Source organism: Gemmobacter caeni (assembly GCF_003054195.1).
Lineage (GTDB): Bacteria > Pseudomonadota > Alphaproteobacteria > Rhodobacterales > Rhodobacteraceae > Gemmobacter > Gemmobacter caeni.
The window spans coordinates 32,493-51,837 of sequence record NZ_QBKP01000007.1 but is presented as its reverse complement, the minus strand read 5'-3'; the positions used below and the strand labels follow the sequence as shown (position 1 = coordinate 51,837).

Here is a 19,345-nt window from a genome sequence, read left to right as displayed (position 1 = left end):
CGGGGCCTCTCACAGCCGGAAGATCGTGATGACAAGGCACTATTCGGCCCTCTCTCTGGTGAAAGAGGGTCTCAACAACCAGAAGGGCTGGGTCCGCGCCTGGGAAAGCCGGGCGCCGAAGCCGCGCTATGATGTCGTAATCATCGGCGGCGGCGGTCATGGCCTTGCCACGGCCTATTATCTGGCACGGACCCACGGGATCACCAATGTCGCGGTGATCGAAAAGGGCTGGCTGGGCGGCGGTAATACCGGGCGCAACACCACGGTGGTGCGGTCGAACTATTTTTTCCCGGAAAGCGTGCGGCTTTATGACATGGCGCTGAAGCTCTACGAGGGCCTGTCGCGCGAGCTCAACTATAACATCATGCTGTCGCAGCGCGGCATGATCAGCCTCGCCCATACCCCCGCCGAGATGGAGATGTCCGCCCGCGTGGTGAACGCCATGCAGATCAACGGCACCGATGCCGAGCTTTTCGGCCCCGAGGACGTGCGGCGGGTGCTGCCGATCTACAATTTTTCCGACAAGGCCCGGTATCCGGCGCTTGGCGGGGTCTGGCAGGGTCGCTCCGGTACGGCCCGGCACGATGCGGTGGCATGGGGCTATGCCCGCGCGGCCTCCCGTCTCGGGGTCGACATCCTCCAGCAATGCGAGGTGCAGGATTTTCTGATCGAGGGTGGGCGCTGCCGGGGGGTCGTCACCAGTCGCGGCACGATCCGGGCGGATCGTGTGGGCATGGCGGTGGCGGGCCATTCGTCGCAAATGGCAGCACGGGCCGGGTTCCGCCTGCCCGTCGTATCCTACGCGCTGCAGGCCTGCGTGTCCGAGCCGGTGAAACCCGTGCTTGATACCATCGTCCTGTCCCCCGGCGCGGGCACCTATGCCAGCCAGTCCGACAAGGGCGAAATGGTGGTGGGCGGCGGGTTGGATCGCATCCCCTCTTACGGTCAGCGTGGCAACCTGCCGGTGCTGGAAACGGTTTTGTCAGGTCTGGTCGAGATGTTTCCGGCCTTCCGCCAGCTCAGGCTGATGCGGCAATGGGCGGGGATCGTGGATGTGGTGCCCGACAGTTCGCCCATCCTCGGGGAAAGCCCGCTGCCGGGTCTGTTCCTGAACTGCGGCTGGGGAACCGGCGGGTTCAAGGCAATCCCGGCGGGCGGCACCCTGCTTGCACACCTTCTGGCCACCGGCACCCACCACGATATCTCGCGCCCTTTCGATCTGGACCGCTTTGCCACCGGCCGCCTGATCGACGAGGCCGCAGGTTCCGGCATCGCACACTGAGGCATCATCCATGCAGATCTTTTCCTGCCCGTTTTGCGGCCCCCGGCCCGAATACGAATTCCACTTCGGGGGCGATCTGGGCAATCACCGCCCCGAAGGCCCCGAGGTTTCGGCTGAAGTCTGGGCGCAATACCTGCACTTCCGCAACAACCCCAAGGGCGCCTCGGAGGAGATCTGGCTGCATATGACCTGTGGCGAAATCTTCGCGCTACAGCGCGATACCCTGACGATGGAGGCCGCCCCCGGCCAGGCGCTGACCGCAGCGGAGGGCCGGCCATGACCGCACGCCGCCTGCCCCGCGGGGGCGAGATCGACCGCACGCGCCCGCTGCGCTTCACTTTCGACGGCCAGGCGGTTTCCGGGTTCCATGGTGATACGCTGGCATCCGCCCTGCTGGCTTCGGGCCAGCCCGTCCTTGGCCGCAGCTTCAAGTATCGCCGCCCACGCGGATTGTTCGGTGCGGGTGTGGAAGAGCCGAACATCTATGCCGATGTGACCGGAGACGGACAGTTCCGCCCCAATCAGCGCGTGACCACCGAACCCGCCATCGAAGGGCTCGATCTGCGTGCGGTCAACGCGAGCCCGACCGCGCGCAATGACCGCACGGGATTCATCGACCTCTGTGCGCGCTTCATCCCTTCGGGCTTCTACTACAAGACCTTCATGTGGCCCGACTGGCATCTGTTCGAGCCGCGCATCCGCGCCATGGCCGGTCTGGGCCGGGTGGAAACCGGCCAGACCGGACCGTCGGGGGATCAGATAAACCATTTCTGCGATGTGGTTGTCGTGGGTGCCGGGCCGGTTGGCATTGCCGCCGCGCTGGCGCTGGCCCGGCGGGGTGACGAGGTGATGCTGGTCGATGAGGGCAGCCGCATTGGCGGAAGCCTGCTTTATCGGGACGCCCGGATCGACGGCGTGCCGGGCGCCGACTGGCTGCCTGCCGCCAGTGCCGAACTGGCCGCCCTGGGCGTAAGGGTTCTGACCCGCACCACCGCTTTCGGTATCTATGACCATGGTCTGATCGCGCTGAACCAGAGGCGAGAAGCCGGACGGCCGGATACGTTGTGGCGAGTGCGGCCGGATCGCATCGTTCTGGCGGCAGGAGCGATCGAGCGTCCCCTGCCCTTCGCGCAGAACGATCTGCCCGGCATCCTGTCGGCGCAGGCGGGACTGGCCTATCTGCGCCGGTTTGCGGTCCTGCCCGGCGCCCGTCTGGTCATCGCGACCAACAACTCAACGGGCGCCGAGGTGGCGGGGGCCATGGCAGCGGCAGGGGCGAGCGTGACCCTGATCGACCGCAGGCCGCAGGCCACCGGGCCGGACACCGTTGATCTGCGGGCAGGCCGCAGCCTCCGCCGTGCCTTTGGCCGTGGCCAGGTGACGGGGGTCGAACTGGATGATGGCACGCGGCTAGATTGCGATGGCGTTCTGGTCTCCGGCGGATTTACCGCCAGCATCCACCTTTTTGCGCAGGCGCGTGGCAAGCTGGCCTGGGATGACCGCCGCCTCACCTTCCTGCCGGGCGCGGAGGTTCCGGGCCTCACTGTCATCGGTGCTGCCGCCGGGCATTTTACGCTCGCCGACGGGCTCGCCGCGCTGCCCGCAGCGCTTGGCCTGTCCTCCGCGCCGGTCGCCGAAAGCGCGCCTTACGATATCACACCTGCCTGGCCTGAACCCGGCCGGAAGGACCGGGTCTGGGTGGACTATCAGCATGATGTCACCGCCAAGGATGTCGAACTGGCCGCGCGCGAGAATTTCGTCTCTGTCGAGCATCTGAAGCGCTACACGACCCTTGGCATGGCTACTGATCAGGGCAAGACCTCGAACCTGAACGGGCTGGCGCTGATGGGGCAGATCACCGGGCGCACCATTCCCGAGGTCGGCACCACGACCTATCGCCCGCCTTTCACCCCCGTGCCCTATGCCAGCTTTGCCGGGCCGCGCGGGGCGAGCCGCATGAACCCCGTGCGCCGCCTCGCGCTGGAGACGCAGCATCGCGCGGCGGGGGCCGTGCTGGCGGAATACGGCGGATGGCTGCGTCCCGTTCATTATGGCCGGGACGAAACGGCCATCCTGACCGAGGCGCGAATGGCGCGGCAGGCGGTCGGGCTGTTCGATGCCTCGCCTCTGGGCAAGATCGAGGTCATCGGCCCGGATGCGGCGGAGTTTCTGGATTTCATCTATTACAACACCATGTCGACGGTGAAGTCCGGCCATTGCCGCTATGGCTTTATCCTGTCTGAAAGCGGCGTGGTGTTCGACGACGGTGTGCTGGTGCGGCTGGATGTCGACAGGTTCGTGGTGTCCTGCTCGTCCTCCCATACCGCGGGCGTCCATGCCCTGCTGGAGGAATGGCGGCAGGACAGGTTCCCTCGCAAAGCTATCTTCATCCACAACGCCACCGCAGAAACCGCCACGATCACCGTTTCTGGCCCCCGCGCTCGCGATACCATTGTGGCGGCGGGCATCGCGGCGGATCTTTCGGATGCGGCTTTCCCGCATATGACAAGCCGCTGGCTGGCTGCCGAGGCGCTGCGCCTGACGCGGGTCAGTTTTACGGGCGACCGTTCGTATGAAATCTCGGTCCGGCAGGATCGCGCAGCGGCCTTGTGGGACCGGCTTGCCGAAGCCGCCGCACGCCATGGTGGTGGCCCGGCCGGGATCGAGGCCATCATGATCCTGCGTGCCGAGAAGGGTTTCATTGTCATCGGCAAGGATTCCGATGGCATGACGCGCCCGATGGATCTTGGCGTCTCCGGCCCGCTGCGGACAAAGAAGGCAGAGTTTATCGGTCGGCGTTCGCTGTTTCAGGATGAGGCGCAGCGCCCGGACCGCAATCAACTGGTCGGACTGCTGCCCGCCGATGGTCAGGGTCTGCTGCCGGTGGGGGGGCATGGTCTTGACCTGTCGGGACCAGTGCCGCGTTCCATCGGTTATATTACCTCCAGCTCTCCGGGCGCGGCGGTGGATCATCCGGTGGCGCTGGGGCTGATCGAACGCGGTGCCAGCCGGCATGGCGAAGAAATCGTGATCCAGCATCTTGGCCAACGTCGCCGGGCGCGGATCTGCGCCCCCTGTTTTCTTGATCCGAAGGGAGATCGGCTGAATGCCTGACCGTTCCGGCTTCTGGCCTGCCCCGCCTGCCCCCGATGCCCGGCTGGAGGGCGAGGGGCTTTCTGTCCGACAACTGCCGCCTGTGCCGCAGGTGATGGTCAGCGGCGCTACAGACCGCTTTCTCGCGGCACGGGATCTTGGCCCGGCGGTCGGCCTTCTGGGGCAGGTCACACCCGGGCGCTATGCCCTGCGGCTTGCCCGGCACAGAATGCTGGTGGCTGGTGTCCGGCAGGATCATCAAACGGCGGGCTGGCAGGATGGAGTGGCCACGACGCCGATGACCGGGGCGCTGGCAGTGCTTGAAATCGCGGGACCGAACGGCATGGCGCTGTTTGCCCGTGCCTCTGCGATTGATCCACGCCTGTCCAGCGCCAGCGCCGCGCTGGATTTCGCAGGGGTTCATGCCGCCCTGTGCAGGGTGGAGGGGGCCTTGAGGCTGCATGTCGACCGGGGGCTGGTGCCCTATCTGTTCGACTGGATCGCCGCGACCGGCATGGCACGCTGAAAAACCCGGCGCCGTCAGGACGGCGCCGGGCAAGATTGCAAGGAGGCGTGGATCAGGCCTCGAACAGGTCCAGTTCCATCACCTTGACCCAGGCTGCAACGAAATCAGCCACGAATTTCGCTGCATTGTCGGACTGGGCATAGACTTCGGACAATGCGCGCAGTTGCGAGTTCGATCCGAAGACCAGATCGGCGCGCGTGCCGGTCCAGCGCAGTTCGCCCGTCTTGCGGTCCCGGCCCTCGAACCGGGTCTGATCCGCATTCGCGCCGTGCCATTCCACCGCCATGTCGAGCAGGTTGACGAAGAAGTCATTCGTCAACTGACCTTTGCGCCCGGTCAGCACCCCGTCGGCAGAGCCGTTGTAGTTGGCGCCAAGTACCCGCAGCCCGCCGACCAGCACGGTCATTTCCGGCGCGCTGAGCGTCAGAAGCTGGGCGCGATCCACCAGCATTTCCTCGGGCGCGGTTCGGAAATTGCCCTTGGAATAGTTGCGGAACCCGTCAGCCTGCGGCTCCAGCGGATCGAAGCTGGCGGCATCGGTCTGCGCTTCGGTGGCATCCATCCGGCCCGGCGTGAACGGCACGCTGACCGGGTGTCCCGCGGCAAGCGCCGCCGCTTCTACGGCAGCAGAACCACCCAGCACGATCAGATCGGCCAGCGAGACCTTCTTGCCGCCGGTCTGCGCGGTATTGAAAGCGGCCTGCACGCCTTCCAGCGCGGCAAGAACGCGGGCCAGCTGCGCGGGCTGGTTGACCTCCCAGTCCTTTTGCGGCGCAAGGCGGATGCGTGCGCCATTAGCGCCACCGCGCTTGTCGGAACGCCGGAAGGTCGAGGCAGAGGCCCAGGCCGTCGCCACCAGTTCGGCGCTGCTCAGGCCCGTCGCCAGAATCCGCGCCTTCAGATCGGTGATATCGGCGGCGTCGATCAGCGCGTGATCCCGCGCCGGAATCGGATCTTGCCAGATCAGATCCTCGGTCGGGGCTTCCGGCCCCAGATACAGCGCCTTCGGACCAAGATCACGATGCAGCAGCTTGAACCAGGCACGGGCAAAGGCATCGGCGAACTGGTCAGGGTTCTGGTGGAACCGGCGCGCAATGGGTTCGTAGATGGGATCGAAGCGCAGCGACAGGTCCGCCGTGGTCATGAAGGGTGCGTGCCGGATCGCGGGATCATGCGCATCGGGGATCATGTGTTCAGGACGCACATCCTTTGCCCGCCACTGGATCGCACCGGCCGGGCTTTTCACCTGTTCCCACTCGTAGCCGAACAGCATGTCGAAATAGCCGTTGTCCCAGGTGGTCGGATTGGGTTTCCACGCCCCTTCAAAGCCTGAAGTGGTGGTGTGGATGCCCTTGCCGGTGCCGAAGCTGTTGATCCAGCCAAAGCCCTGCGCCTCGATGCCGCCGCCTTCCGGTTCAGCCCCGACCAGCGCCGGATCGCCCGCGCCATGGGCCTTGCCGAACGTATGGCCGCCAGCTACCAGCGCCACCGTTTCCTCGTCGTTCATCGCCATACGGCCGAAGGTCTCGCGCACATCGCGGCCCGAAGCGACGGGATCGGGGTTGCCGTCCGGTCCCTGCGGGTTGACGTAGATGAGGCCCATCTGCACGGCGGCCAGCGGGTTCGCCAGATCCCGTTCGCCGGAATAGCGGCTGCTCGGTTTGTCCGACGTGGCAAGCCATTCGCCTTCCGGCCCCCAGTAGATATCTTCCTCCGGCGCCCAGATGTCGGCCCTGCCCCCGGCAAAGCCGAAGGTCTTGAAGCCCATGGTCTCCATCGCGACATTGCCCGCCAGCAGCATCAGATCGGCCCAGGAAATCCGGTTGCCGTATTTCTGCTTCACCGGCCACAACAGGCGGCGGGCCTTGTCCAGATTGCCGTTGTCCGGCCAGGAGTTCAGCGGCGCGAACCGCTGGTTGCCGGTCGAGCCGCCGCCCCGCCCGTCAGCGGTGCGATAGGTGCCCGCCGCATGCCAGGCCATGCGGATCATGAAGCCGCCGTAATGGCCCCAGTCGGCTGGCCACCAATCCTGGCTGTCGGTCATCAGCGCCGCCAGATCCTTCTTCAGCCCGTCATAATCAAGCTTTTGGAACTCAGTGCGATAATCGAAACCGGCGCCCATCGGATCTGATTTCGGGCTGTGCTGATGCAGGATCGACAGGTTGAGCTGGTTCGGCCACCAGTCCTTGTTGCCGCGCCCGCCCAGCGTGGTCTGCGGCAGGCTGTGATGCATCACCGGGCAGCGCCCGGCGGGGGTATTTCCGTCCATGATTTTCCTCCCAGGATCGGCGGTTGGCGATCAGCCATCAATCGGGCGCCAGCTTCCGGGCGGGTGCCCGGACCTCCCGAAGGCGGCCTTCAATCTGGAATCATTCTAGTCACGGATCACTGTAAGGGAAACTTGAATATTCTTATTTCTGATATAAGGTTTCCTGATGAAGGGCCTGACACTGAAGCAGATACGCTATTTCGAGGCGCTCGCCCGTCACCGCACCTTCGGGCGCGCGGCGGAAGCCTGCGCCGTGACCCAGCCCGCCTTGTCCATGCAGATCAAGGAACTGGAGGAAATGGCCGGAACGCCGCTGCTGGAACGGGGGCCACGGCAGATCCGGCTGACCGCCTTTGGCGAGATGTTCCTGACCCGCGCCCAGGCCATGCTGGCCATCGTCGATGATCTGGATGATCTGGCGCGCGCGGCGGGCGGTCAGCCGGCGGGCAAGCTGCGGCTTGGTGTGATCCCGACCATTGCGCCTTATCTGCTGCCGGCGGTCATCACCCGGCTGTCCCAGCAATTCCCCGGCCTGATGCCGATTCTGCGCGAAACCATGACCTCGCGCCTGATCGAGGAACTGAACGATGGCAGGATCGACGCCGCCATCCTTGCGCTGCCGGTCTCCGAACCGGCGCTGACTGAAGTGTCCCTGTTCACCGAACGGTTCGTGCTGATCCGGCAGATCGCCGATGCCGACAGGCCGGTGCCCAGCCGAGACATGCTGCGTGAGATGCGCCTGCTGCTGCTGGAAGAGGGGCATTGTTTCCGGGATCAGGCGCTGTCCTTCTGCGACATGCCCTCGACCCAGCCGCGCGAGATGCTGGACGGCAGTTCGCTGTCCACGCTGGTGCAGATGGTGGGGGTCGGAATCGGGGTGACGCTGATCCCCGAAATGGCGGTGCCGATCGAAACGCGGTCTGCCGCCGTCTCGGTCGCGCGCTTCCGCGATCCGCAGCCGGTGCGGACAATCGGCATGGTCTGGCGACGCTCCAGCGGTATGGAGGCGCAGCTTCTCCAGATCGCCGAAGTGGTGCGGCACTGCGGCATGACGTTACGGCAGGCCAGTGGCCTCACGACCCTGCCCGGCTGGCGCCGCTGAGGCCGGTGACGCGCTGTCCGTCACGCGGAAATGCTTGATGAATGCAACATCTGCATTGTAGGTTTGATCCACAGAAGCGGCAGAACCCGTCAAAATCGGACACCGCTTGCGGCATTATGTAGTCTGAAACCGGCGGGGAGGGCCGGTGCAAAGAAAGCAGAAATGCTGAATTTATATATGGATCACTGGACATTGGGAGGATGACCATGGTCGACATCATTTCGAAGCGCGATGGCCCGCGCCGCGAGGACGAGCGTGCCCGGCGCATGATTCAGGCGAATCAGGGGGCCATTACCCAGATCGCCGACCGGCTGACCCAGGGTGCCTACAGCGCGGGTAAACGCGCCAAGGCCGCTGCCAGCAATGCCCCGCCGCCGCCCGATGGCAAGATCTTCCACGATCTGACCTCAGGGCGCGCACAGACCGGCACCGCCTCGGGCGATATCCGGGTCAAGGTCAGCGTCAATAACCGTGTGGTGGCCTATGACAGCGGGTCGGGGCGGCAGCTTCATCTGCTGGGCGAAATCCGGCGGCAGGATGACGTGCGCTACTTCGCGCTGGCATCGCGCGAGAACGGGTTCTTCTCGGCCCTGCCCGAGGATGTGACCGAAGCCATTGGCGAGCTGGATGGCCAGATCATCGACGACACCTGCCCCGAAAGCCTGCTGGCCAGCGAAATTTCTGAGCGGCTTGGCTTTCAATGACGTTCCGGCGTCCGCTTCTGGCGGGCGCTTTCCCTCCCGCCGATACCCGTACACCCGCACATCGTAACTGCGTGCGTCAGCAAGGGCGAAATCCGCGCCCCAGCCCTTTGGGAGGAACTGCATGACCGATCTGGCAACGGGATTTCATACCCGGACCGGCATGTTCGAGGACTGGCTTGACCAGCGCGCTACGATGCGCGCCTGGGAGGATTTTCTGACCTTCAAGGAACTGGACCCCATACGCACCTCGGGCGTCCGGCGCGAGATCCTTGAATCCTGGTCCCGCAGTCTGGCCTCCGGCATCGACGCCACCGCCGAACTGGCGCCGCTGGACGAGACGGAGGAGCGGCTTGAGGATGCGCGGCAGAAGAATTCCGAACTGCGCGCGGCAGCCCGGCATCCGTTCGAAAAGATCGGCCCGCTGCTGTCAGAGGCCAATGCGCTGCTGATCCTGACCGATGCCGAGGGGCTTGTTCTGGATCAGATCGGCGATTTGCGCACACATGATGCGGCGCGCAGCATCCATCTGGTCCGTGGCGGCAAATGGGACGAATCCGCGATTGGCACCAACGGGATCGGCACCGCGATCCGTTCGGGACGGCCAACTGTCGTCCACGCGTCAGAGCATTTCTGTCAGGGCATCAAGGCCTGGACCTGTGCGGCTACGCCGATCCGCGACCCGGTGGACCAGCGCATCATCGGTGCGGTGGATCTCTCCGGCCCGCCCAGCATCTTTCGCCCGCACAATGTCGCCATGATCGCGGCCGTTGCCCGCGAGATCGAATCCAGCCTGGCCGAGCGGCAGGAAATGCGCCGCACCCGGCTGCTGGAGGCATTCCTTGACAGCGGCCCGACCCGCAGCAGCCGCGACGCCGTGGTGATCCTCGACCGGATCGGGCGCGTGATGTATCACCGCTTTCCGGCGGGCGTGCCGAAGACGCCGAACTCGCCCGGTCTGACACTGGGACAGCAGTTCATCACGCTGACCGGCACCATGAGCGATCAGGACATCGCCCGCGCCATCCCGCCACATCTGCAACCCAGCGGCATCAGCAGGCTTTTTCTGGACGGGGAGTTCAGCGGAGCGGCACTGATCCTGCCGCCCCGGCGCAGCACCCCGGCCATCGCGGCAGAGCCGTTCCGCATTCCGCCGCGCGCGGGGGCGGAACGCGACGAACTGCTGATGATCGGGCAGTCCCCGAAGTTCGTGAAAGCTGTAGACCTTGCCCGCCGCACCGCCGCCGCAGGCTCTCCGGTTTTGATCCAAGGGGAAACCGGCGCGGGGAAAGAGCTGTTCGCCCGCCTGATCCATACCTCGGCCGCGCACAAGGGCCGCGCGCCTTTCGTCACCGTGAACTGTGGCGCGATTTCCGCCGATCTGTTTGGATCGGAGCTGTTCGGCCATGTCTCCGGGGCCTTCACAGGGGCCTCACGCGAAGGCAAGGCAGGCAAGTTTGAACAGGCCGACGGCGGCGTGCTGTGCCTCGACGAGATTGGCGAGATGCCGCTTGAATTGCAGCCCTATCTGTTGCGCGTGCTGGAACAGCGGGCGGTTTACCGCATCGGCTGTTCAAAGCGGCGGCAGGTCGATGTGCAGCTTGTGGCGATGACCAACCGCGATCTGGGCCAGGAGGTCGAGGCTGGCCGCTTCCGCCGGGATCTTTACTACCGCATCGGCGCCATGACGATCGAGGTGCCGCCGCTGCGGGAACGGCCCTGTGACATTCCGGCGCTGGCGGATCATTTCAACCGCGCCGTGGCCACCAAGATGCGGCGCGAACCGCTGCTGCTGTCAGAAGAGGTGGCGACGCGGCTGGGCGCCTATAGCTGGCCGGGCAATGTGCGGGAAATGCGCAACCTGTTCGAGCGCCTGCATCTGGTCGTCTCGGACGGGGTGGTGACAGAAGCTGATCTGCCCCCCGCCTTTCTCGCCCCCGTCGCCGTGCCGCAGGGCAAGCTGTCCGCACCGCAGGAACCCGATCTGCCGCCCAATCTGACCGATATGGAAGAACAGGCGATCCGTCGCGCGCTGGCGGCAGAGCAGGGCAATCTGACCCGCGTCGCCGCCGTTCTGGGGATTTCCCGCCCGACGCTGTATCGCAAGCTGAAGACTTACGGGATCAAACGCAGCTACGGCTAGCGCGCGGCACTTTCGGGGCCGGAAATGACCAGACGGGGCGAAGGATGACCTTCGCCCCATCTGTTTTGATCAGCCGTCCTTGCGGATCAGAACATGACCTCGCCGCCATTCGGCGAAATGCAGGTGCCATGGAAGAAGGCCCCTTCGGGCGAGGCCAGAAGCACCGCTGCCGGGGTGATCTCGTCAACCTCGGCAAAACGACCCAGCGGGATTGCGGCCTTCAGCGTATCCAGAAGCTCCTGTGACAATGGCGTCAGCAGGTCGGTGTTGGTCACGCCCGGTGCCACTGCGTTCACAAGAACACCCGTCCCGGCGCATTCCAGCGCCAGCGCACGCGTAAAGGTCGCGTTTGCCCCTTTCGCCGCGCAATAATGCGTCAGCGTGGGTGCCCCCTTGTAGGCCAGTTGCGAGGTGATGTTGATGATCCTGCCGCTGCCGCGTTTCTTCATATCGCGATAGACGGTCTGGGCCATGAAGAAGGTGCCCTTCACATGGACATCCAGCATCCGGTCAAAGCTGGCCTCACTGATATCCTCGAACGCTTCGGTGATATTGTGCCCGGCATTGTTGACCAGAATGTCGATCTCGCCCAGGGCGGCCTTTGCCCCGGCATAGAACGCATGGATGGCCGCGACTGAGGAGACGTCGCATTCGGCGGCATGGACCTTACGGCCCAGGGCGGCGATGGCGGCGGCAGTTTCCTTCGCACGCTCGTCATCGCGGAAGTGGCAGAACGCGATATCCGCGCCCTCTGCCGCAAGGGCGAGGGCGATGCCCCGCCCGATGCCGCGCGATCCGCCCGAAACGATTACCGTCTTGCCCGCAAGTTTCTGGGTGCTCATTGTCATTTCTCCTGTGATCTCATTGCCGCCCGAGCCGTTCGGCACCGCCGCCAAGCGCCGGACCGGCGGTCGGGTCGACGTGATCCTCGACATGGCCGATCAGCGTTTCGGTGGTCAGGATCAGCGCAGCGACCGAAGCCGCATTGGCCAGTGCCGAGCAGGTGACCCGCACGGGATCGACGATGCCGGCTTCAATCATGTCGCGGAAACGGCCCTGTGCGGCATCGAAGCCATGTCCGCTTCCTGACCGGATCACCTCGGCAATGACGGCATTCGGGTCAGAGCCTGCGTTGATCGCGATGCGGGCCAGCGGGCGGGTCAGCACCGAGCGGACAAGCTCCACCCCGACCGAAACATCGCCCGAGGTTTCGGCCACCAGCGCATCCAGTTCGGGGGCGACATGGGCCAGGGCAGAGCCGCCACCCGGCACCACGCCCTCCTCCACCGCGGCCCGGATCGCATAAAGCGAATCCTCGATCAGCTGGATCTTGCGCTTCTGTTCCACCGGCGTCAGTCCGCCGGCATGGATCACCGCCGTGCCGCCCGAAAGCTTGGCCAGACGTTCGCGCAGCTTGTCCTGCTCGATATTCGGCGGGGCGATGTCATACTGGCGCTGCACTTGCAGGCGGCGGGCTGCGATGGCCGCAGGTTCACCCGCGCCGCCGATCACCGTGGTCTGGTTGGCTGACGCCCGGACCTGACGCGCCGCGCCAAGCTGTTCGCGGGTGACATTCTCGATCTTCCTGCCCAGATCGCGGGCCAGAACCTCGCCGCCGGTAAGGATCGCCAGATCATCCATCTGCGCCTTCCGCCAGTGGCCGTATTCCGGCGGATGCACGATCAGATACTTGCCCGGCCGCGCCGCTTCCAGAAGCGTAACCACGACTTCGGGCGCGATTTCTTCTGCCACGACCAGCAGCGACCGGCCTTCCGCCTCGGCGATGCCGCGCGCGTTGTCCAGCACAGAAGGATGCAGGATCTTCTGGTCGGTCAACAGGATCAGCGGCTTGTCCAGCACCGCTTCCATTTCGTCCTGATCGGTCACCATGTGATGCGAGATATAACCCCGCTCGAAGGACATGCCTTCGGTCACTTCCAGCGTTGTCTCGACCGTCACCGAGAAATCAGCGGTGATGATGCCATCCTCGCCCACGCGGGAATGCGCCTCGGCAACGATTTCCCCCAGACGGGGATCGGTCGCGGCGATATTCGCCACGGCGCCCAGAAGGCGCGGATTGTCCTTGACCGGAACCGCCTGACGTTTCAGCGCCTCGACAACGCGGCCCACCGCCAGTTCGATGCCCCGGCACAGATCGACCGTGCGGGCGCCGCGTTCGGCCTGGGTCACACCCTGCTGGATCATCGCATTGGCCAGAACGATGGCGGTGGTGGTGCCATCCCCCGCGACCTCGTTGGTCTGCATCGACACTTCGCGCACCACCTGCGCGCCCATGTTCTCGAACCTGTCGGGCAATTCGATTTCGGTCGCGATGGAAACGCCGTCCCGCGTGATGAGCGGGGTGCCCACCGGACGGTCAATCATCGCATTGAGCCCTTTCGGCCCCAGCGTCGGTTCGACCGCAGCGGCCAGACGGGCGACGCCACGAGCCAGAGCGCGGCGGGCCTCGACATTGTGAATCAGAAAGTTCGGCATGGATAATCCTCCTTTGTCACCGCACGCGCGGGGCGCGGCGGTCTCCCTTCATGGTGGTTGGGTTGGCGTGTTCAGCCCCGGCTGCTCTGGCTGTCCCCGCAGGCCCGTGGCGGAACCCGCCCCAGGATGAAGTCGATCAGCTCCGGCTCCTCTCCGTTGCGGACAACTTCCTTGTAGCGCGCCGCGGCAAGGCCACGGCACATGGCGCCATTGAACTCCATGTTGATGCGCAGGGCGCGCAGCCGCATCAGATGATCTTGCAGGTCTTCGGCAACGATGGGATCGCCGCGCCAGGTGACGAAGGCCCAGTCTTCGGGCAGAAGCGCCAGCCCGTCCCCGACGAGGATTTCGCGGTAGCGCGGTTTCTGCGCTGCCGCCTCGGCATGGCCCGAGAGATTGAGCGCATCAAACTCGGCCAGTGTCAGCGTTGTGATCTGCCCGGCGGTCCAGCCCATCGCGCGCAGGCCCTGAAGCACAGCCTCCTGTCGGCGCAGAAACGCCTTTTCGCGGAAGGTCTCGCGCACCTCGTCCAGATTGCCGCCTTCGGTCAGCGCAGCAAAGATCGCCCCGAAGGGCTGCTGGCCGTTGATCCCGTCATTCACCTTGTCGGCAAAGCAATGATCCTGCAACTGCACACGCACCTTCTGCACCCAGGCAGGCGTCATGGCGGCCTTGCGGATGCCGTCGGCCATCAGGAAGGCGAAGTTCGGCGAACACCAGTAGGTCGGCAGACGAAAGTCGATCTCGACCTCGCCGCTGCGCGATACCTCCAGCCGTTCGACAAATCCCATGTCGGTGATCGGCTCGTCCAGCTCGGGGTCGGTGACGGCGGAAAGCCGCCGCCACACTTCCCTTGCCTGCGCGCCACGGATTTGCGGCACAGGCATCGGCTTACTCCGCCGCGATGCGAACGGGGGACTGGGCCAGTTCGCGCATCTTGGCGGCCACGTCGATGTCGTAAAGCCGCGCCGCATTCAGGCCGAGGATCTTGCGCTTGATCTCGTCCGTCAGCTGCACGCCACGCTCGGTGGCGATGTCTTCGGGAATTTCGAAATTCCACAGCCGGTCGACCAGCCATTGCGGCGTCCAGATCGCGTAGTCCGACCCGAACAGGATCTTGTCGGGGCCAAGCCAGAACAGCAGCTCCGAAATCACCTCGGCAAAGTAGCGCGGACGCGAGTGGATGAAGGGCAGCGCCACGGCAAGACCGCCGTAGACGTTGGTTTCCTGCGTGGCGATCCAGCAGAAATCATCCAGACGCGGCAGGCCGCAATGTTCGATGATCCAGTTCAGGCCCTGGAAATCCGTTGCCGCCTCATCGACATCGCCCACCGCGAAGGCATCCTTCGACAGCGGCAGGATGGTCGGACCCTTGTGGACATGGACGTTGCGGATGCCCAGCTTCTCGCACAGTTCAAAGCACTTGTAGGCCGAAGGATCGGTCAGTTTCCAGCCTTTGGAATCGCCGTTCCATTCGGCCGTATACATCTTGACCCCTTTGATATCGAAGGTCTCTTTCATGTAGTGGATGTATTCCAGCGCCTTTTCGCCATCGCGGGGGTCGAAGGCCCCGTTGACGATGAAACGGCCCGGATTGATCTGCGCCATCTGCGACGAGCGTTCGATGGACGAGAAGCCCTCCTTGTAGAAGTCGCGCAGATAGGTGGACTGGATGATCGCCATGTCATCCGGCCCGTCGACGAAGAGATCGCGATAGATGTCATCGACCGAGTATTTCTCGAACTTCGATTTCTCCCAAAGCTGGTCCTTCGGCGACAGCGCGGTGTGATAGGCATAGAAGCAGTCGATGAACTGCTTGCCATGCACGTTGCGCTGGTTGGCCGGGCTGCCGTCCCAGAAATGGGTGTGGCAGTCGAGAACGAAGACGTCCTGTCCGTCGGGTGTCTTGTACATGATTTCCTCCCTGGATGTTCTGTTGTGGTGTCAGGTGGTTATCGCGACCTTCAGCACGCCGTCGCGCTGATTGGCGAAAAGCTCGTAGGCATCCTCGATCTGGTCGAGGCTGTAGCGATGGGTCACCAGCGCCTTGAAATCGACGCGCCTTGCGCGCACGACTTCCATCATCCGCCGCATCCGCTCTTTCCCACCGGGACACAGCGCCGAACGGATGGTCTTTTCGCCCAGACCGGCCGCATAGGCATCCAGCGGAATCTTCAGATCGCCGGAATAGACCCCAAGGCTCGACAGCGTGCCGCCGGGCCGGATCGAGCGCAGCGCCCATTCAAAGGTCGCCTGAAGACCAAGCGCCTCGATGGCGACATCACAGCCGCGCCCGTTGGTCATTTCAAGGATGGTCTCGACGACGTTGTTCGACGCCTTGAAATCCACCACCTCGTCCGCGCCCATGCGCCGGGCCATTTCCAGACGCGCGGGCACGGTGTCGACCGCGATGATGCGACTGGCGCCCATCAGCTTGGCCCCGGCGGTGGCACAAAGGCCGATGGGGCCCTGTGCAAAGACCACAACGGTGTCGCCGATCTTGATGCCGCCATTCTCGGCGCCGACAAAGCCGGTCGACATGATGTCGGGGCACATCAGCACTTCTTCGTCGGACAGGTCGTCCGGGATCGGCGCCAGATTGGCCATGGCATCGGGCACCAGCACATATTCGGCCTGACAGCCGTCGATGGTATTGCCGAATTTCCAGCCGCCGATGGCCTTCCAGCCATGCGGGGTGCCAGCCCCGTCCTGCGAGCAGAAACCGCAGAGGCAGGCATTCGACCAGCCCGAGGGCGTGATCGCCCCGGCGATGACGCGCTGCCCTTCCCGGAAGCCCTTCACGGCAGAGCCCAGCTTTTCGATCACGCCGACCGGCTCGTGGCCGATGGTCAGGCCCTTCTCGACCGGGTATTCGCCCTTCAGGATATGAATATCCGTGCCGCAGATCGTGGTTGTCGTCACGCGCATCAATGCGTCGTTCGGTCCGACATCGGGGATCTTCTTGTCCTCAAGGACAATGCGCCCCTTCTCGACGAACACCGCCGCCTTCATCATCTGGGCCATGCGTGCCCTCCTTGATCCGGTTGGTGGGAATGGGGAGAGCGCGGCAGGCGCTCTCCCCGCATCGCTCAGATGAACTCGAACACTTCGTCCATGTTGCCGAACAGGATGACGGTGTTGTCGTCGATCCGCACCATGCGGCCATAGTGGGTCGAGGTATTCACCTCGAAGATCTCGGCTGTCATTTCCCGGCCCAGATATTCGCTGATGTCATCCATCTTGAAGATCAGCTTGCCTTCGCCGTCGATGCGGATGGTGGCCGGGTTGTAGGTGACCGTCACCTTCGGGTCCTGATCCATGTATTCGGCGATGGCGCGGGCCTCGACCGAGTCATTCATGGTGACGCCGCATTCATGCGAGATTTCGCGGCTGCTGAGGTCGATGTCCTTCATGGACTTGAAGATGTTGCTCTTCGTGCTGTCGCGTGCGGTGGTGGACATTGGATGCTCCTCTCAGCGGCTCAGACCGACTTCGCCAAGGATCTGCGCCAGCCGCTCGTGCGAGACGGCCAAGGCATCGGCGAAGGACACAGGCTTGGAATGGGGTTGCGACCAGACGGGTTGCAGCGCGGCGGCGGCCTTGTCGGCCAGACCGGCGTGCTTCTTCACCCAGCCGTTGAACAGGGCACGGTTGTGGGCGCCGTGCTTTTCGTCATTAGCCAGCAGGTAGATCAGGTCGATGGTATTGGCGAGATTGCGTTCGTAATCCGCTTCGGCCGCCGAGATCACCGGAGGCGTGATGAAGTCGTTGTTCGCCGCCGCCGCCTGCATCAGGAAGCCCGAACGGAACAGCTCGCCCACCAGTGGTTCGAAGATCAGGTTGATCGCGAAATACTGCTCCAGATAGTCTTCCGACCCCATGATCGTCTCGATCGCAAGGCGGGTGGGCTGCCAGATCGGGTCTTCAAGCCAGGCCTGCTTGCCCAGCTCGTCGCTCCAGCCTTCGATATCCATGCCGATCTCGGCCAGATACAGCGTGATGTCCTGCGCCAGCCGCATCTTGTAGGAAGAATTGGTCAGCGTGGCGTTGTTGATCATCTGGGTATAGCCATAGCGCTGCGCCTGCATGAGCGAGGTGCCAAGGCCGAATTCGGCATGTTTCCATGCGCCCAGATGAACTTGCAGGATGCGCTGCCACACCTTGTCAAAGGCCATGTGTGCACCGGCCTTGCGGGCATTGCCGATGACCGCCTGCACCATGGTCTCGATCTTGGACTGGCGCTGGTAATGGGTGCGTTCCCATTCCTGGTCGGGCGCGCGGAAGGCGTGCCAGTTCGAGGACAGCGCCTTGGTGTTGTCCTTGGTATAGGCGCCCTTGCCGTTGCCGAAGCTGATGATCCAGTCCTGGATCAGATAGCGTTCGGGATCAGGCTGCACGTCACAGGTGACATCCTCGTAATGGGTCGCGCGTTTGCCGCGCGGCTCGAAGTAATTGTATTTGCGACTGGTCGATCCGGCAAAAATCGCGGCGCCTGCCGCCCCGGAACCGACAGAGCTGGAGGTTGCTGTCATGGTCTCTCTCCCTTGATGGTGTTTTCACTTGGACGAGCGGTCGGGCCGCCTTAATGGCCCGACGAACCGGACGTCGTGGTGAACTTGTCGTAGAAAATCCGCTCGCTTTCGAAATCGAGCATGAAGAGCGTGGGCGTCAGCGCGTCGATCATCGGCGGCGGGCCACAGGCATAGACATCGCCCTGCCCTTCCAGCCCCAGCGCCTTCAGCCTGCGGTCCACTGCTTCGTGAACGAAGCCGCGCTCGCCGGTCCAGCCACTGCCCTCGGGGGCATGCGACAGGACGGGGATGAAGGTCACCGAGGGATGTTCGGCCGTTATGGCGGCCAGCCGGTCGAGGTGGAACAGGTCGTCCTCTGTCCTTGCGCCGTAGAAGAAATAGACCGGCCGGTCCTCGCCGCTTTCGATATGGTCGTGCAGGATCGACCAGACCGGCGACATGCCCGACCCGGCACCCACCAGCACCACCGGCCCCTCGCGGTTCTCGCGGCGGAAACACATCCCGTAGGGGCCAACCACCGTCACTTCCGCTCCGGCCCGGATTCCTCCGTTGTCGAGCTGGTTGGAGAACTTTCCTTCGGGGTATTTCTTGATGATGAAGGAGAGCTTTTGGGTTTCGCTCGGCGGATTTGCCATGGAGAACGAACGCGTGATCGTCTCCCCTTCTTCCGTGGTGACTGTGATGTCGACATACTGACCCGCCCAGAACTTGAGCGGCGCATTCAGCTCGATCTCAACGCCGCGAATGTCATGCGTGAGCTTCCGGAAATCCGTGATCCGGCCTTCGAAAGACTTGACCGGAATGGATTTCGACAGGACCTCCTCATCATAGTTCAGAAGGTCGATCGTCAGGTTGTCGAACGCCTTTGCCCGGCACATCAGGATCTGGCCGCCATCGCGGTCCGCATCGTTCAGGGCAAAGGTTGAATATTTCAGCATCTCGACCTCGCCGTCGAGAAGCACACATTTGCAGGCGGAACACTGCCCCTCCTTGCAGCCATGCGGCAGCGCGATGCCCTGGCGGAATGCGGCGTCAAGGACGGTTTCATCCTCTTCCACCTCGAATTCCACGCCCACCGGCTCGAGCCTTACGGTGTAAACATCTCCCATTCTGTCCGGCCTCCCCGCCGTCAGTCTGGCAGCCCGCCGGGCCGCCTGGTCAGTTCCGGTCACTGGCGGGGGCCTGCGATGGCCCCCGCCCT

The 19,345-nt window shown here is 64.1% G+C and carries 16 protein-coding genes; 7 read left to right on the top strand and 9 right to left on the bottom strand.

Annotated features, from left to right (window positions below; all coding sequences use genetic code 11):
* Positions 1 to 28: 28 nt before the first annotated feature.
* The 4 genes from C8N34_RS12100 to C8N34_RS12085 are packed head-to-tail and all read left to right on the top strand — an operon-like array spanning position 29 to position 4,901.
* Entirely contained in the window at positions 29 to 1,282 is a 1,254-nt protein-coding gene (locus C8N34_RS12100) for a sarcosine oxidase subunit beta family protein (protein WP_108129210.1), read from the top strand.
* Between the two features lie 10 nt (positions 1,283 to 1,292).
* On the top strand, positions 1,293 to 1,562 hold the full coding sequence (locus tag C8N34_RS12095) for a sarcosine oxidase subunit delta (RefSeq protein WP_108129062.1): 270 nt from the start codon (positions 1,293 to 1,295) through the stop codon (positions 1,560 to 1,562).
* Positions 1,559 to 4,396, top strand: coding sequence for an FAD-dependent oxidoreductase (locus tag C8N34_RS12090; protein ID WP_108129061.1), 2,838 nt, complete (start codon positions 1,559 to 1,561; stop codon positions 4,394 to 4,396). The genes C8N34_RS12095 and C8N34_RS12090 overlap by 4 nt, the downstream gene beginning before the upstream one ends.
* A complete protein-coding gene (locus C8N34_RS12085) occupies positions 4,389 to 4,901 on the top strand; it encodes a hypothetical protein (RefSeq protein WP_108129060.1) in 513 nt (170 codons plus the stop codon). Before C8N34_RS12090 ends, C8N34_RS12085 begins: the two co-directional genes overlap by 8 nt.
* Positions 4,902 to 4,953: 52 nt before the next feature.
* Here C8N34_RS12085 and katG read toward each other — a convergent pair whose 3' ends face one another.
* A complete protein-coding gene (gene katG / locus C8N34_RS12080; RefSeq protein ID WP_108129059.1) occupies positions 4,954 to 7,170 on the bottom strand; it encodes a catalase/peroxidase HPI in 2,217 nt (738 codons plus the stop codon).
* A gap of 166 nt (positions 7,171 to 7,336) precedes the next feature.
* Here katG and C8N34_RS12075 point away from each other — a divergent pair, with 166 nt between their 5' ends.
* The 3 genes from C8N34_RS12075 to C8N34_RS12065 all read left to right on the top strand — a co-directional run bounded on the left by C8N34_RS12075 (position 7,337) and on the right by C8N34_RS12065 (position 11,116).
* A complete protein-coding gene (locus tag C8N34_RS12075; RefSeq protein ID WP_054302925.1) occupies positions 7,337 to 8,272 on the top strand; it encodes a hydrogen peroxide-inducible genes activator in 936 nt (311 codons plus the stop codon).
* Positions 8,273 to 8,478: 206 nt separating this feature from the next.
* Complete coding sequence (locus tag C8N34_RS12070) at positions 8,479 to 8,976, top strand: hypothetical protein (RefSeq protein WP_108129058.1); 498 nt, start codon at positions 8,479 to 8,481, stop codon at positions 8,974 to 8,976.
* A 121-nt stretch (positions 8,977 to 9,097) separates the two neighbouring features.
* The gene (locus C8N34_RS12065) at positions 9,098 to 11,116 is read left to right on the top strand and encodes a sigma-54-dependent Fis family transcriptional regulator (RefSeq protein ID WP_242013796.1); all 2,019 of its coding nucleotides are present in this window, start codon (positions 9,098 to 9,100) and stop codon (positions 11,114 to 11,116) included.
* A gap of 86 nt (positions 11,117 to 11,202) precedes the next feature.
* On the opposite strand, the gene C8N34_RS12060 is transcribed toward C8N34_RS12065, so the two are convergent.
* From C8N34_RS12060 to C8N34_RS12025, 8 genes are all read right to left on the bottom strand, one after another.
* On the bottom strand, positions 11,203 to 11,958 hold the full coding sequence (locus C8N34_RS12060; RefSeq protein WP_054302923.1) for an SDR family NAD(P)-dependent oxidoreductase: 756 nt from the start codon (positions 11,956 to 11,958) through the stop codon (positions 11,203 to 11,205).
* A 19-nt stretch (positions 11,959 to 11,977) separates the two neighbouring features.
* Positions 11,978 to 13,612, bottom strand: a complete 1,635-nt coding sequence (gene groEL, locus C8N34_RS12055; protein WP_054302922.1) for a molecular chaperone GroEL — start codon at positions 13,610 to 13,612, stop codon at positions 11,978 to 11,980.
* A 71-nt stretch (positions 13,613 to 13,683) separates the two neighbouring features.
* A complete protein-coding gene (locus tag C8N34_RS12050; protein ID WP_108129057.1) occupies positions 13,684 to 14,499 on the bottom strand; it encodes an iron-sulfur cluster assembly protein in 816 nt (271 codons plus the stop codon).
* A gap of 4 nt (positions 14,500 to 14,503) precedes the next feature.
* Complete coding sequence (locus C8N34_RS12045) at positions 14,504 to 15,526, bottom strand: amidohydrolase family protein (RefSeq protein WP_108129056.1); 1,023 nt, start codon at positions 15,524 to 15,526, stop codon at positions 14,504 to 14,506.
* Positions 15,527 to 15,556: 30 nt separating this feature from the next.
* Positions 15,557 to 16,636 (bottom strand): NAD(P)-dependent alcohol dehydrogenase, encoded by a 1,080-nt coding sequence (locus C8N34_RS12040; RefSeq protein WP_054302919.1) that lies wholly within the window; start codon positions 16,634 to 16,636, stop codon positions 15,557 to 15,559.
* A 65-nt stretch (positions 16,637 to 16,701) separates the two neighbouring features.
* A complete protein-coding gene (locus C8N34_RS12035) occupies positions 16,702 to 17,073 on the bottom strand; it encodes an MmoB/DmpM family protein (protein ID WP_028029691.1) in 372 nt (123 codons plus the stop codon).
* A 12-nt stretch (positions 17,074 to 17,085) separates the two neighbouring features.
* The gene (locus C8N34_RS12030; protein WP_054302918.1) at positions 17,086 to 18,144 is read right to left on the bottom strand and encodes an aromatic/alkene monooxygenase hydroxylase subunit beta; all 1,059 of its coding nucleotides are present in this window, start codon (positions 18,142 to 18,144) and stop codon (positions 17,086 to 17,088) included.
* Positions 18,145 to 18,194: 50 nt separating this feature from the next.
* On the bottom strand, positions 18,195 to 19,253 hold the full coding sequence (locus C8N34_RS12025; protein WP_054302917.1) for an NADH:ubiquinone reductase (Na(+)-transporting) subunit F: 1,059 nt from the start codon (positions 19,251 to 19,253) through the stop codon (positions 18,195 to 18,197).
* Positions 19,254 to 19,345 lie beyond the last annotated feature (92 nt).